Annotated in this window: 12 protein-coding genes; all 12 read right to left on the reverse strand. The window is 54.0% G+C overall.

Features of this window, described 5'->3' with window-relative positions:
• Window positions 1-4: 4 nt before the first annotated feature.
• The 12 genes from H581_RS0122515 to H581_RS0122570 all read right to left on the reverse strand — a co-directional run bounded on the left by H581_RS0122515 (window position 5) and on the right by H581_RS0122570 (window position 11,572).
• The gene (locus H581_RS0122515) at window positions 5-406 is read right to left on the reverse strand and encodes a GPW/gp25 family protein (RefSeq protein WP_028611979.1); all 402 of its coding nucleotides are present in this window, start codon (window positions 404-406) and stop codon (window positions 5-7) included.
• Window positions 407-426: 20 nt separating this feature from the next.
• Complete coding sequence (locus H581_RS0122520) at window positions 427-1,146, reverse strand: phage baseplate assembly protein V (RefSeq protein WP_051251307.1); 720 nt, start codon at window positions 1,144-1,146, stop codon at window positions 427-429.
• A gap of 5 nt (window positions 1,147-1,151) precedes the next feature.
• Window positions 1,152-2,246, reverse strand: coding sequence for a phage late control D family protein (locus tag H581_RS0122525; protein WP_028611981.1), 1,095 nt, complete (start codon window positions 2,244-2,246; stop codon window positions 1,152-1,154).
• Window positions 2,247-2,250: 4 nt separating this feature from the next.
• The gene (locus H581_RS0122530; RefSeq protein ID WP_028611982.1) at window positions 2,251-2,877 is read right to left on the reverse strand and encodes a CIS tube protein; all 627 of its coding nucleotides are present in this window, start codon (window positions 2,875-2,877) and stop codon (window positions 2,251-2,253) included.
• 26 nt (window positions 2,878-2,903) lie between these two features.
• Window positions 2,904-6,464: a hypothetical protein gene (locus tag H581_RS0122535; RefSeq protein ID WP_028611983.1), complete on the reverse strand. Its 3,561-nt coding sequence runs from the start codon at window positions 6,462-6,464 to the stop codon at window positions 2,904-2,906.
• 294 nt (window positions 6,465-6,758) lie between these two features.
• Window positions 6,759-7,178: a phage tail protein gene (locus H581_RS0122540; protein ID WP_028611984.1), complete on the reverse strand. Its 420-nt coding sequence runs from the start codon at window positions 7,176-7,178 to the stop codon at window positions 6,759-6,761.
• A gap of 54 nt (window positions 7,179-7,232) precedes the next feature.
• Window positions 7,233-7,409, reverse strand: coding sequence for a DUF6760 family protein (locus tag H581_RS39510; RefSeq protein ID WP_036719599.1), 177 nt, complete (start codon window positions 7,407-7,409; stop codon window positions 7,233-7,235).
• Window positions 7,410-7,426: 17 nt separating this feature from the next.
• Entirely contained in the window at window positions 7,427-7,807 is a 381-nt protein-coding gene (locus H581_RS0122550) for a hypothetical protein (RefSeq protein WP_028611985.1), read from the reverse strand.
• 111 nt (window positions 7,808-7,918) lie between these two features.
• Entirely contained in the window at window positions 7,919-8,353 is a 435-nt protein-coding gene (locus H581_RS0122555; protein ID WP_028611986.1) for a phage tail protein, read from the reverse strand.
• Between the two features lie 38 nt (window positions 8,354-8,391).
• Window positions 8,392-10,104 carry a phage tail sheath family protein gene (locus H581_RS0122560; protein WP_028611987.1) on the reverse strand — a complete coding sequence of 571 codons (1,713 nt, stop codon included), beginning with the start codon at window positions 10,102-10,104 and terminating at the stop codon, window positions 8,392-8,394.
• Window positions 10,105-10,178: 74 nt separating this feature from the next.
• Window positions 10,179-10,991 carry a peptidase associated/transthyretin-like domain-containing protein gene (locus H581_RS0122565; RefSeq protein WP_028611988.1) on the reverse strand — a complete coding sequence of 271 codons (813 nt, stop codon included), beginning with the start codon at window positions 10,989-10,991 and terminating at the stop codon, window positions 10,179-10,181.
• 2 nt (window positions 10,992-10,993) lie between these two features.
• The gene (locus H581_RS0122570; RefSeq protein WP_028611989.1) at window positions 10,994-11,572 is read right to left on the reverse strand and encodes a Pvc16 family protein; all 579 of its coding nucleotides are present in this window, start codon (window positions 11,570-11,572) and stop codon (window positions 10,994-10,996) included.
• Window positions 11,573-11,701: the final 129 nt, after the last annotated feature.

Below are 11,701 nucleotides of genomic sequence, written 5' to 3' on the forward strand. Positions count from 1 at the left end.
CCCGTTATTTCGATCCTTCCTCCAAATAGAAAGGAAAGACCTGATTGAATAAATTGTTAGTCGTCCTTACTTTATAAGTCACGCTCATCAGGACGCGCCCGTTATTTTGCCGGTCGGGCTTAACCTCGACCTCCACGTCCTTTACCCGCGGCTCCCAGATGCGGATGGCTTCCTGCACATCGCTTGCGATAAGCCGCATGGACGTTTCATCGGTCGTTCCGAACACGAATTCCCGCAAGCCGCAGCCAAAGTCGGGACGCATTAACCGCTCGCCCTTTGAGGTGCGAATGATGATACGGATCGACTCTTCGATGTCCTCTTCCCCTTCCGCCATCCGAATGCGGCCCGTCGTGGAATCGACCTGAACCGGGAACTTCCATCCTTTTCCCAAAAATGAAGCCGGCATCGCCGCAGCTCCTTTCCCCGCTAATTGATTTTGACCATAGAGCCCTTCAACGACAATATCCCGTTAGCCTTCACTTCAAGCATGCCGTTCGATTGGAGCGTCAACGTCGCATCCGCCTCCACCTTCACCTGCGCACCCTTTACGGTAACGGATTTGGTACCCGTCAGCTTCACGTCGCCCTGCGCGTTCATCTCAAGCGTCGAGGTTGAGCCGGCCTTGAGGATGACCTTCTTCCCGGTCTCGTCAAGCTTCAGCGATTGCTGCTTATCCTGCGTTTCCAGCGTTATCGATTTGGCCTTATCGTCCAGCGTAATCTGGTGACCCTTGGATGTTTTGATCGTAACGGAGCCCGATCCGTCCACATCGTCGAAAATAATTTCATGTCCCGATCTTGTTTTGATTTTGCGGATATCGTTCTTCTCATGAGGGACGGGGGGCTTATTTTTCTTATTCCACAACGAGCCGATCACGACCGGCTGGTCCAGCCTGCCCATGAGGAATGCGATCAGCACCTCGTCGTTCACCTCCGGCAAAAACAGCGAGCCCATGTCTTTGCCGCCCATCAGCGTCGCAATGCGGATCCAATCCGTCTGCAGCTCGCCTTCGCGAAGCGGGAACTTCACCTTGACGCGGCCGAGCTTCTCGGGATCTTTATTGTCGGTAACGATCGCATTCCACACGCCGGACAGCTGCTCGGACGGCATGGAACGCTCATGCTGGTCGAAAAAACCCGGAACCATCCTGCTCAAATCGCATTCCCCTCCGTCTCAAAATAAGTCATATACCCGTCCGTCGCGTCCAGCTTATGAATCACTTTCCTTAACCGCATCAGCTGATCAAGGGAAGTGCTGCCCAGCCCTTCGAGCTTAATGAGCTCGCCCGGCTTGATTTCCGGTAGGCCGACCGACGTGCCGTTCCCGGCCGCCAGCTCGCGCGATAAGCGTTCCAGCATCGCCTTGCCAAGCGATTGCGCCTCTTCCTGAGATGCCGCCTGCGTATAGACAACCTCGATCTTCTTCGTTGAGAGCAGGCTTGCTACGCTAGGACCGCTCTTCTGGTTGCTGCCGATCACCGTTACCGTGCTGGCCGAATATTCGATCGCTTCCACTTTATCGACGTCGTAGCCGCGCACCGTCACCTTCGACGTCTGGCTCGAGCCGTCGACCTGCAGCGTAAACTGGACGAGGTTTTTCCCGTACTTCAATGTGATGAGAGGCGAACCGGACGTTTTTGGTTTTTTAAAATATAGCTTTGTCCCATCGACATAAAAAAGGCGGTCGTTCTCGATGGCAAGCGAGCGGATAAAATGATAATCGCTGATTCCGATTTGCTCGATCGTCTTTTTGGTCACGGTCGTATCGTCAATTTCGGCGCTTAATCCGTATTCGCCGGCGATCTGCCTGACCACGTCGCTGTCCTTCTTCTGATTCCAAACCTTCGAATGCGACGTCTTCATCATCAGAAACGAACGGTCCATCGCCGTTACGATGATCGCCGGACTCCCGTTAGAGGGATAATCAAGCGTATAGCCTGTGATAATCCCGTCAAAAACAAGTGATTTTTTGTCCGCGTAGCCCAGCTTGACCTGCAGCTTCTTCCCGACGGTAATGGTCGATCCGATCCACTGCATGCGGGATTCGCTCCATATATAACCGTTCGAGATCGAGAAACGGGCGACATCGGCCTGGGCATCCGTCGAAAGCTCGACGTCAACCCAATCGATGGCCATATCCGATTGCCTCGCCAATTGACCTTCGATCAGGACGTCCGCTTCCGGCGCGTTAAAATGACCGTACTTCTGTTCTAAACTATCAAAGGAGCTTGCTTCCCCGGGTGCCATATGTTCACTCCAGTCTTGGAATCGTCAGGCTTCTGCCGGCTGTCAGGATACGCGGATTATCAATTCCGTTCGCTTCGGCAATATGGCGCCATGCGCCCGGATCCTCGTATTCGCCGGCCGCGATCGACCACAGCTGATCCCCCTGCTTCACCGTCTTCTGCTTGGTGCGGTCGGCGGATTGCCTCGGAATTTCCTGATACTGCTCCTTCATCGTTTGCGAGCTGAGCATCGATACGGTGAGGGATGCGCGGACAGGCACGCCGGACTCCAGAAACATCGTATATTTTTGCGAAATGCTTGTAATAACCCCTTTAAAATCAAGCGATCCCCATATGAATTTACAGGTTGGCGGCGTGTGCAGATCCGAATCCACATCGAGAATGCCTACGATTTTGGAGGTATGCGTCCGAACGTCGATTCCCGCCTCATACGTATCAAAAAACAAATTGAGCGACAGCTTCGTCCTGTCCCCGCCCGTATATTGGGAAAGCGGCGTCTGCAGCCCCGGCACTTCCTTCTCCGAGTACTGATTGCCGGACTCCATTTCATATTCCGTTGGATTGAACAGCACGTCGATCTTCTCGGTCTCATTGCTTCGAAAAATCCAAAATTGCGCTTTGCTTAATGCCATCCGCCGCATTCTCCTAACCTGTCCGCTTAAAAGCCGCGTCTCCGCTGCTCCAGCTTCATTTTTCTCTCCAGCGCTTTATAGACTTGATCCGCGATCGCTTCGGGATGAAGCTGCGGCAGCTTCATAATCATCTTCTGCAGCTTCTCGGGATCCAGCTCCCGGGGAGCTTCGACCTGCACCTGGCGCGGCGGTTCCTTCGCTGCAGGGGGCTTCGGCCGGTGATGCGAGAGCACGGGCATCGCGCCGCGGTCCGCGAAAGGCCCTGCCATCGACGGTACACCGGCGTTCGCAGGGGAATCGCTGCGGATATTTGCCGGCCTTGCATAACTAAAGCCTTCGTTTCCGCTCGCATGCGCCTTCCCCTCTTGCGGCTGCATCCGCTCTTGGTCAATGTTCGCAACCGTCGTTACTATGTTTCGAAGAGCTCTTTGTATAGACGGCTTCCTGTTAGCCCGGACCACGGTCGCAGCAGCGGTGCTTCGAGGAAAGGCAACATCAACGGCTCTACGCTCAGTTGCGCGCTGTGTTGGCGCAGGACTGGACGACGCATGCGGTTGGCTGCGCTGAACCTGTGTTGAGCTCACCGCCGTATTCGGCTGGCTGCTTCGAGACTGTAACCGGCTTGCTGACATATTTGGCTGGTTGCGCTGATACTGTAACCGGCTTGCTGACATATTTGGCTTGTTGCGCTGATACTGTAACCGGCTTGCTGACATATTTGGCTGGTTGCGCTGAGCTAGTGCCGGGTTTACAGCCGGGTTTACAGCCGGGTTTACAGCTGGGTTCACAGCCGTGTTAGGCCTGCTGTGCCGGGCTTGTACCTGGCTTACCGCATTGTTGTTCAGCCTGCTGTTCAGTGCATGGGTTGGGCTTGCCGCTTTTGTCGGCTGGCTGCTCTGAGCATGTAGCCGGCTTTCCGAAACGCTCCTCGACAAACCCGCCTTCGGTGAGTGTTTCTCATATACAAGTGCACCCGCCTGAGAGATTCCGATCGGTCTCATTCCATTTAGAATTATGTTCTGTATTGCATGCGCTGATTGCCCTGTGGATCCTTTGGAGGCAATCGATGCGAAACGATTAGAAGCCCTTAATGGAACCGGATTGCCGACGACTTCATCGGAATTGAATTGCCCCTCTGACGGCTTAGGCAAACGATGGGTAATAGTCGTTTTGCCCGAGGACAGCGTATGCCGATCACTTGCCTTTAGCTGACTCCGCACCGCTTTCTCTTGCCTTGGCATTCTGCCGGTCAATTTTTCTTCCCCGGCAGCTCTTGTCTCTAGATCGGCTGCGTTCACTGATGGGGGAGCTGCACTTTGATGCTTTATTCTCGTCGCAAGACGAGGTGAAAGCGAGGACAGTCGCTTCAAAACGCTTACCGATCTCGCGGCTAATTTTCCTCGAGCAATAATCAGATGCTGCAGATATGTATTGGTTTGCTGACCGTCCGGTTTTACAGACCATTGCTTAAACTGCTTTGCGGACGGATGCTCCGTATTAGCTGATGCTGTCGTTGATGCGGTCAAGTATGCGCTCGGTGATGTTGTCAGTGATGCTGTTGTTGATGCAGTCGTTGGCATTGATTTTGGTGCATTCATTGGTGCAGCTTTCGATCCAATCGCTGGCTCTGTCTTTGCAGCATTCGTTGATTCATCTTTCGATCCAATCGCTGGCGTTGTCTTTGCTGCGGACTTTGATGAAACCGACGGTGCCGTCGTTGGCGAAGCAGAGCGTGTGACTCTCGGGTTTCTTGCTTCATCCGGCTTGCTTTCTGCTTCCGGCGATGATGCACCCATTGGTTTCAGGTGAACGATCGCTTTCCGGCTGCCGCTTCCCGGTTCTCTATTTTCCGGGAGGCGAGAAACAATTTCTTCGTTTATTCCGCTTGGTAAAGTTTCTTTGCCTGCCGCGCTGCCGGAGTACCTCGTGTCAAAGCGGCGCAGAAGGGTCATCATCGGCTTTTCCGATAAAAATCGTTGGCTGATTATGCTCGTTTTCGCCGGAACGGGCTTTAACGGTTTGGTCGGCGCGGCTTCTCGAAGCGGCTTCCTCTCTGAATAATTTGGTATCTCCGATTGATGCCTGCCGTTGCTCCCGGATACTTGTATGTGCTTTTCTGCAGAAACGTTTTTCAAATCGTTAGGAGTTGAACGATTATTATGCGGCTCCGACCGCCCGGATAGCGGCTGCTGCGAAAGGTGAACGAGACGTTTTGCTGCGATTGAGAACGGTATATTTCCGTTTTCTTTATTGGCTGCTTGCAGCGGTTCCCGCTTAAGCACTAATGCTTGCAATCGCTGTCGCTGCTGTTCGGCGAAAGAAAGCACCTTCACATGTAAGCCCGGCTGCCTTGTGAGACTAACGACAGCTCGTACCGGCTGTTGGCTGCCGCTTCCGGCAGCATCGAGGCTTGCTGACTCTCTTTGCTGGTCAGTCTCGCGCTTCTCCGCCTCAAGCTTCGCCTTTTCGGCTCTGTTCAGCGCTCCCTGCTGCTTCCTGACCGCAGCAGTCTCGCGCTTCTCCGCCTCAAGCTTCGCCTTTTCGGCTCTATTCAGCGCTACCTGCTGCTTCCTGACCGCAGCAGTCTCGCGCTTCTCCGCCTCAAGCTTCGCCTTTTCGGCTCTATTCAACGCTCCCTGCTGCTTCCTGACCGCAGCTGCCTCGCGCTTGGCGGCCTCCTGCTGCAGCTGCAGCTGGGGGCCGGTCGTTTCGCCATGCTCCTGCCTGAACGCGGCTCGCCTGGCATTCGTCAATTGCAGCGGTGAATCTTTTGTCATCCGCCTGCTTGATATGAGCTGAAAACTTTCTTTAACCGTCGATCTTTTCAGCCGCTCCAGCCCTCGGATCGATTGAATCATAATGCCGGACCTTAGCTTGGCCTGAAGTCCTATATAGTCATCCGCCCGCGAAACTCCTCTCCCTATCGTAGTTGAGTTTATCGCGGTTTGCGGTACCTTTCGAATTTGCGAATAGGTTGAATCCTTAACTTCTTTTTGTTCTACGGTTTTGTTTGAACTTTTCGGCGTTCTGTTTTGTATGGCCAAATTTTCTTTAGGTCCGTTTTGAATGACCCCTATTTCTTCGGAATTGTTCTGAATGACTGCTCTTTTCCTTTGTATGACCGAAATCTCTCTTGACTGTTTATGTATCGTTGAATGCGATTGAACAGGCTTTGCGGCCGTGATTCGTTCTGGCTGAACTTGCAAAGGCTGCGTTACGGCTAACTCCCTGACCGTCCGCTGCTCTCGAATAACATGCGTGACATCCCGCAATACGATCGTATTTCGATCGACAATAACTTTTTCTCGTTCAATAATCCGTTCAACCAGCCGTTCCGCGGGCGGTACGGCCTTTTTATTCTTATTCGCGTGTAAAACAGGATCTTTTGGCGCCGTTACCTGAACATGAACGGTTTGCTGAACCACGTTAGGCTGGCTTTGAATCGCATGCGCCATCATGACTCTGCCGAAACGGTTGTGCGACGCCGCTCCCGCCTTATATTTATGAAAGATGCCTCCGGCAAACGACTGTACCGACGTAGACGGCTTGGGTGCAGCTATTGTCGTACGGTCCGCATTTCGTTTCATCCGATGCATCCTCCTCATCCCTATTTCAACAAGCCTATACTGGATTTCATCGAGTATAGAGCCGCAATTTGAATCTTTTTCGTGTCTATCCTGGATTTGATCCAATCATATCGGCCACAAAAGCCTCATTTCGTCTTTAACCGACTTTTTACTGGACAGAATACAACATAGCCTCCAAATCACAGATAAACAAAACAAAGTTACTGCAAAAACCCAATATAGCCGCAGGATTGTGTCATGCCGAGCTACAACCGAATCTATCCCGCAACTTTCATCCCGGCTCCCAATCCGCCTCTACGCTTCGAAATCCCCGTATAACCCGCTGTGGATAATTTCGATCGACTCGACGGCCACATCGCTCGTGCTTGCATTGAGCTCGGGCCCCGTCCACTTGACCGGGTACGCGTCAAAAAAGCTCCAGCGTCCAAACTCCGTTCCGTCAGCGGATTGCAGCACAATCGCACCGGTCTTGCGGTCAATCGTCCCGTCAATCGTGCTTTCGTACCAATTCCACAGCGCCGGCGATTTCGTCATCCCCTTGCGTAGGACTAGATTCGGAAACTTGACGCCCTTCGGAAGCTTATGCACATAACCGTTGACGCCGCCCTCGCGGTACTCCTCGATCTCCGTTTCCGCTTCAAGACCCGAAACCTCGGAGAAGCCTGCCACAAAGATATCGTCCAGCTCTACCCAGAACTTAAACGTCGTAGCCACGTCATGAAAGCGCCCTTGCCCTCTCCCGTTCATTACCGCCATAGCCCTCTCACGTCACCTCTTCCCGAATACGTCGAAAATGTTTTTCTTGTTGTCCGTTTCATCATTCATTTTACGGTTGATTTTGGAAATCTCATCGCACCACCGGCGGCGCTCCGCGTGCTCCATATTCATAATCTCGTCATGCGGCCAGTGGAAATAATAGGCGACGAAGCCAACCTCCTCGTACAGCCGGTCAACCGGGTAACCTAGGAGAGGGCCTCCGTTAAGGACAAAAAATCGACGGCCACCTCGAACTCATGGTCGCATTTCGGACAAGCGGTAAGCACCTTCGGCGCCTCCAAATCATTGATTTGGCGGTACAGGTTTTGCAAATAAGCAAGATCGGCCGTAAACAGCTTCTCAATCAGCTTCGTATCGATATGTCTGACGTCGCCCAGCTTCGTCACCACTCTTGCCATCAAAATAACGGTCAAATAACTCGGGTTAGACTGGACGCGCGGGTCCTTCATCGGCAAAATCTCGTCCGCTGCGGTTGCGAGGCGCATAACGCCGCGACGGTGCAGATTCCCCTGATCGTCGACGTAGCCGCGCGGCAGTTCGAATTCGTATTCCGTTTGAAACGCCATCGATTCATCTCTCCATTTCGAATAAAGAACTATAAAGCGGAAAACAAGAGAGGAGCAAACGGGTCACCGCCTGCCGCCATCCCTTGTTTCGCTCCTTCATGCTCTAATTGCCTACGCCGTGCGCGTCAAACCCTCGTGCGCGAATTCGATCAGCTCAAGCGCTACTTCGTTGCCGGTACCGTTGAAAGTAGGAGCGGTGTATTTTACCGGCCATGCTTCAATGACCTGCCATGTTGCGACGTCCCCGCCCTCTTCGTCCAAGGCGATAATCGTAATCGTCTTGCGCTCGATAGTGCCCTCGGCGCATTCCTGAAGCCATTCGTACAGCTCCATCGACTCCGTCGTGCCCCATTTCAGCGTAATGTTGCCGTATTTGATCAAGCCCGGAAGCTTGCGCGGCGTAATCAGTTCATTGCCTTCACGGTATTCCACGACGTCGAAGGTCGCTTCGAATCCGGATACCTCGCTAAAACCTGCTTGCTCTAGTCCTTCTACTTCTACGCGAAATCTAAAATTGCGGTATGGATCAATACGGTCCCCTGGCATGTGTATCCCCTTCCGTTATTCGATATGGAAGCTAATTATTATTCCGAGCCTGTCTTCTGCGTAATGCGGAACACGACGAATTCAGCCGGCTTCACCGGCGCTACGCCGATGACGCAGATTAATCGTCCGTTGTCGATATCGTCCTGCGTCATCGTCGAACGTCCGATATCGATATAGAACGCTTCGGACGGGCTTGTTCCCGCCAAAGCCCCGTCGCGCCAGACGCGCGTCAAGAAAGCGTCGATGGTGCGCTGAACGCGAGCCCACAACTGCTCCGTGTTCGGTTCGAATACGACCCAGTTCGAGCCGTTCTTAATGGAGCCCTCGAGGAAAATGAATAAACGGCGCACGTTGATATATTTCCAGAGCGAGTTGGATGAGCAAGTGCGAGCCCCCCATACGCGAATGCCTTGGCCCGTGAAAGCGCGGATCAGGTTAACGCCCGCCGGATTAAGAATGTCCTGCTCGCCGTTATTGTACTGCACGTCAAGTCCGACAACGCCGCGAAGCGTCTCGTTCGCAGGCGCCTTCTGCACGCCGCGCGTCGTATCCGAACGGGAGTAAATGCCTGCGATCGTACCGGACGGAGGAACGAAGATGTTTCTCTTGTCCAGCGGATCGAAGACTTGAAGCCATGGGTTATACAGCGCGCAGTAGCTCGAATCGAACAAATCGCGGTGCGCGAGCACGTCCTGCACCTTAGTCGCTTCGCGCGGGAGATCGAGAATCGCGAAGCGGCTTCCCAGATTCTCGCAATGCGCGACGAGCGACAGCTGCACGTTCGGATCCGTTACGCCCGGAATGGCCATAATGCTGACCACATCGTTGTCGATGAACGACTGGATGCCGGTTCTTTTGCCGGGACCGAAGTCTTCTCCGATGAAATCGCCGGCCGACAAGCTTCCCGCCGAACCGTCGCTGCCGCCGGACAGCAGGATTTCAAAATTCCCGTCGCTGGCGCCAGAGATTTGTTCGAACGGAGCGATAATGCCATCAACCGGATTCGCGACCTGTATTTCGACGAGGCTGGAGCGGCCGATCAGCTTCTCCACGTAGTTAGGCGCTTCCGGATTCAGCGATGCCTTCTCGTAGGTTTCCGATTCGGTTCCATAGATCACGTTGATCGTAAATTCCGATGTGCTGAGCACTTTAGCCGGTACAAGCGATGTATCGACCGCGTCTCCGCTTAACGCTTCAGCCAGTTCAATGACTTGGTCATGAACGGACACGACGCGGTTATATTGCTTCTCTGCGCCGTTTGTAAATACCACAATGTCGCCTGCGCTGAAGCCGGCAGCATTTTTCACGCGGTAGCGGTTGCCTTCGCCCGCTTCATAGATCGGCGTCTTCGCTTTGCTTGCAGGAGTGGCAACGACGCGGATTTGATTGCCCCACGCGCCGGGATTTTTAGCTTGAATGGAGAGAACGGCTTCCTCCCGGGCTTCATTGGAAGCAATCTTGGCATCCGATGGAGCAACGCGCATGATGTAGCAGCGGGAACCTCCGTTTGTGAAAAACTGGTTAACCGCGTACGCAAGATAACGGTATGAGCCGAATGCGTTCTCGGAAAGATAGGAACCGAATACGCGGCTAAAATCTGCCGGGCTCGTGATGAGCTGCGGCAATCCCGCAACCGGTCCGCGCGCGGCTAGCCCGATAAAGCCTGCCGTGCTCGTACTGACCCCTTCAAGTGGTTTGGCGCCGCTTTCGAATTCCTCCACATAGACGCCTGGCGATAAATACTCAGCCATGTGTGATCTCCTCTCTGAAACTATTTATGTATTAGGCAACAGCAGGCAAGCAGTGCCTGTGTCGGCCGTAAGACCTATTTCTTGCCTTCATTCTCCCGTTGGAGAGTCAGAGACGGAGCGCTTGCAACCTTTCCCGACTGCGCGGTCAGCTTCGCCGTCAAGCGGGTTGATCCGCTTGTCACGACGGCATTCACCGCAAAGCTTGGCGGCAGCGTTCCGCGGAACGGCAGCAATACCGAGCCGTTCTGCGCACTGCGCGTGCGAACCGCCGGAAGCAGCAATGCGCCTCTGCGGTAGCTTTCCTTGACGGGCCGATCGAAGCGGAGCACGCCGCCCGGCAAAACTTCGGCGACGCATACGAGCTCTTCTTTGCCCTGTCCGCGCAGAAGAAGGCTCTCGCCTGCAACGGTCTGGCCTTGCAGCAGTCCGACCGAAGCGATGCTGTCCCCCGGCTCCAGCTTGTCTTGGGAAATCCGCCCTCTCGATGCGGATTCCTCGTCTGCGTAAGCAGCAACGCCGGCGCCGGTTAGCGGAATCCCGGCTTCGTCATAGAGAAGAAAGGAAATGGCGGTCGCGGCAGCCGGAAAGGGATAACCCGGACCGGGCAGAAGCGGCACCGTTACGACCGGATTTAAAAATTCCAGCTTGGCGGTGTCGACCGTCTCCCGGTAAGGGATAAAGCTTGGCGAGGTAACCTCCAGCACATAGCTTCCTGCCGGCAAATCGAGAAAAAGGTAGGTGCCGTCCGATTTTCGGATCGGCTTCTTATGTATATCTTGAAGGGTGACGCTTAAAGAGGATGATACAGGAAGTTTTCTTGTCCATACGTCGACGGGCGACACGACAAGCGAGCAGCGGGTGACGATGGATGAACGAAGCCGCGTCATGCTCAGCCACCGTCCTTATCCTCAAGCACGATATGACGCTCGACGACCCGGGTAATCGGCTTGACTCTCGTCGAATCCAGCATGACAGGTCCGACGCGGTAGACGACGGACAGCTTGTACGGCAGGTCGCCGAATTGCCACAGCTTTATAAGCTCGTCGCCTTCCATGCCGACTAGCGACATCCGGATCGGATCTCCGCCTTCGGCCAGCGCGCCTTCCAAATAAGGGCTGCGAAGCACGGCGTTATCATACATCACCTGCATCGCACGTCCTAGTATCCGCTGCTCGTCCAGCGATTTCGTTAGACGGTCCGCGTTAGAATGCGCTGTCATCATGAAATAAAAGTCAAGCGCCTGCGGCGGATACTGCAGCACTCCTCCGCGGTCGACCATCCCGGTCCGGCGCGCCTCGCCGTTCTCCTTCACGTTATAAAGGAACATGGAGAGCGAGAGATCCCCGGCATCTCGGGGCGATGCCATTCCGATCAATTCGGGACGCGGCACGGGATCAGGCGTTAGATGGTCCCGCAGCAAGCGCAGCAGACTGGCTCCTAAATCCGCAATGACCGTATATCCTGCCATCAGCCTACCACTCTCCCAAATGCATAATTACAAACCCGTTCGTATACAAATTCTATTATAGCTTCTCTACTACCAATTGACTACGCAAAATTACTCATTTTTTGTCAAACTGGCATCGCCTGCACAAAA

It is taken from the genome of Paenibacillus harenae DSM 16969 (genome assembly GCF_000422465.1).
Classification (GTDB): Bacteria; Bacillota; Bacilli; order Paenibacillales; family Paenibacillaceae; genus Pristimantibacillus; species Pristimantibacillus harenae.

Bases quoted from the DNA above. Each gene is read 5' to 3' on its own strand.
- H581_RS0122560 (WP_028611987.1), bottom strand. From the start codon at position 10,104: ATGGCTGAGTATTTATCGCCAGGCGTCTATGTGGAGGAATTCGAAAGC.
- H581_RS0122525 (WP_028611981.1), bottom strand. From the start codon at position 2,246: ATGGCACCCGGGGAAGCAAGCTCCTTTGATAGTTTAGAACAGAAGTAC.
- H581_RS0122515 (WP_028611979.1), bottom strand. From the start codon at position 406: ATGCCGGCTTCATTTTTGGGAAAAGGATGGAAGTTCCCGGTTCAGGTC.
- H581_RS0122550 (WP_028611985.1), bottom strand. From the start codon at position 7,807: ATGGCGTTTCAAACGGAATACGAATTCGAACTGCCGCGCGGCTACGTC.
- H581_RS0122565 (WP_028611988.1), bottom strand. From the start codon at position 10,991: ATGACGCGGCTTCGTTCATCCATCGTCACCCGCTGCTCGCTTGTCGTG.
- H581_RS0122555 (WP_028611986.1), bottom strand. From the start codon at position 8,353: ATGCCAGGGGACCGTATTGATCCATACCGCAATTTTAGATTTCGCGTA.
- H581_RS0122530 (WP_028611982.1), bottom strand. From the start codon at position 2,877: ATGGCATTAAGCAAAGCGCAATTTTGGATTTTTCGAAGCAATGAGACC.
- H581_RS0122520 (WP_051251307.1), bottom strand. From the start codon at position 1,146: ATGGTTCCGGGTTTTTTCGACCAGCATGAGCGTTCCATGCCGTCCGAG.
- H581_RS0122535 (WP_028611983.1), bottom strand. From the start codon at position 6,464: ATGAAACGAAATGCGGACCGTACGACAATAGCTGCACCCAAGCCGTCT.
- H581_RS0122570 (WP_028611989.1), bottom strand. From the start codon at position 11,572: ATGGCAGGATATACGGTCATTGCGGATTTAGGAGCCAGTCTGCTGCGC.